The following is a 1,845-nucleotide window of genomic DNA, read 5'->3' on the forward strand; positions in this document are numbered from 1 at the left end:
CTAGGAGACTGCTGAACAAGCTGTGATCTTGGCCGCGAGAGCGGTGGGCGGGGTGGGGGCATGGCGGTGTGGCTTTTTCGCGGCTGCGGGGGCTGAGGTATCTGGTCCGGAGATGGGATCTGGCCGGTGGCCGCGGGTCGTGTTCGGCGGCCTGCCGGGGCGGGAGTCCTCGCCCGGGCGGGCTGGTCAGGCCAGGGCCCAGGTTCCGTTCTGGTGGGTCAGGCCCATCGAGAGCAGTCGGCGCAGGTTCAGGGCTGCAACGCGGTGGTGGAGCCAGTTGTTGTTCTTGTCGACCCCGCGGTACGGCACGCGGCGAGCGCCTCGGGTCAGCCAGGCGATCGAGCGTTCCACCATCGGTCGGTGCTGGCGGTAGACGGTTTGGAAGTCCTCGCCGCTGGCGCGTTGGCGGTGCTGGCGTTGCAGCAGGTGGTGCTCACCGAGTTCTACTTTGCGGCCGGCGGCTGAGGTGGTGCATCGCTGGCGCAGGGGGCAACCACGACACGCCACGCCGAACGTGGCGTTGCCCTTCGCCGAGAGCCGTCGCGTGATGTTGCCGGGACAGGTCAGCGTGCCCGCCGCCGCATCGAAAGTGAAGTCATCGAGGGTGAACCCGCCCTCGACCGCGGGCCGTAGCGGCCACGGCTTAACCAGGGGCAGCCATCCTTTACCGGCGAGGGTGCCCAGCATGTCGCCGCTGGCATAGGCGGAATCGCCGAGCACCTCGATCTGCTCGCCGGCGCCGATGGTGGGATCGGCGGTGACCAGCCCCGAACCGACCGCAGCATCCGAGTTGGCCGGGCCGTTCGTCTTGGTCAGCGAGCACATCGTGGTCAGGCCGGTGTCGGGTTCGACCACGATGTGGGCCTTGAACCCGTCTTGGCGGCGTTGTCGGGTCTTGTGGGCGTGCCGAGCATCGGGGTCCACGGTGGAGATCACCCGATCCGGCGCGGTGCGGCGGGCGATACGCCACCGCCCGTCAGTGCCATTAGAACCGTCGGCCGGCTCGACGTCCTGGCCGGCCACCAACGCCAACAGCGCCACCGCCTCGGCCGGTCTGCCCCCGGCGGCGGTGATCGCCTCCACATCCAGAGCCTCAAGCAGTGCCAGAGCATCGCCCACCAGGGCGGAAACGAGCTCGTCCCGGGCAGCCTGGTCATCCCAGGCGATGCGGGGCTTACCGGCGACGGTGTAGTCCTGCCCGCACAGCGCCGCCAACCGGGTGCACTCGGTGGAGATAAACTCTCTCGCCCCGGGCACCTCGCGGCCCACCCGGCGGATCTGCGCGATGAGCTGGGCGATCGTGTCCTGACGGGCCACCGCGTCATCCAGGACCGTCGAGTCCAGGGCGCGGCGGGTCTTGGTCTTGACCGCACCGGTCTCGGCGATGACCTGGCGTACCACCTCGAAGATCCGCTGCGGTCGGTCACTGGCGGCCAGCCGGCGCCGCCAATACGTCAACGTCGAGGAGTCGAAACCCTTCGCATCGACCGCGTACCCGCAGGCGGCTTTCCACCGCAGGTCGAATGTCAACGCATCGACCGCCTCCCGATCGGAGTGCCCGAACAGGGCTTGCAGCACGATCACCGAGGCGATCACCTCACCCGGGATCGAGGGCCGGCCCCGGCCAGAGGGAAACAGGTCGGCGAACAACTCGTCCGGGAACAGGCGGTCACGATGCTCGGCCAGCAACGCGAACACACTGCCGGGCTCGAGCAAATGCCCCGCCACCGACTCCACATCCAACAGTTCCCGCTGCCGATCCGACTCACCCTGCATGAGGCACATCATTTCAGTGCCACCCCAACCTCACAGGCCAGCCACGCCACTTGTTCAGCAGTCTCCTAG

General features: G+C 68.4%; 1 protein-coding gene. It reads right to left on the reverse strand.

From position 1 onward, the window contains the following. Nucleotides 1-186 precede the first annotated feature (186 nt). Entirely contained in the window at nucleotides 187-1,776 is a 1,590-nt protein-coding gene (locus H483_RS36155; RefSeq protein WP_031265228.1) for an IS1182 family transposase, read from the reverse strand. Nucleotides 1,777-1,845: the final 69 nt, after the last annotated feature.

It is taken from the genome of Dietzia sp. UCD-THP (assembly GCF_000349585.1).
Taxonomy (GTDB): domain Bacteria; phylum Actinomycetota; class Actinomycetes; order Mycobacteriales; family Mycobacteriaceae; genus Dietzia; species Dietzia natronolimnaea_A.

Bases quoted from the DNA above. Each gene is read 5' to 3' on its own strand.
- H483_RS36155 (WP_031265228.1), bottom strand. From the start codon at position 1,776: ATGCAGGGTGAGTCGGATCGGCAGCGGGAACTGTTGGATGTGGAGTCG.